Raw genomic sequence first — 215 nt, forward strand, 5'->3', positions numbered from 1 at the left:
GTTTACCCATCTGTCGTCGTGCTTTTTGGTGTCATCTAATCGATAGCTGTAGTCATTAAGCTTGCCTACTTCATCACTTGAGTAAAGTAACGGAATACCTCCAATGCTAAAGGTGATACCGTAAAGCAGCATCATTCGTTTCACAGCGTCATCAATGCCTTTTGAATCGTTGGATTTAAGCGCGCCTTCTAGCCCACATAAAGAGGCTAGTGAAC

1 pseudogene is annotated in these 215 nt (G+C 43.3%); it reads right to left on the minus strand.

Annotated features, from left to right (window positions below):
- Positions 1-215: pseudogene (locus NLF92_RS14080) on the minus strand (amylosucrase); the annotation flags it as partial.

It is taken from the genome of Opacimonas viscosa (assembly GCF_024199005.1).
GTDB lineage: Bacteria > Pseudomonadota > Gammaproteobacteria > Enterobacterales > Alteromonadaceae > Opacimonas > Opacimonas viscosa.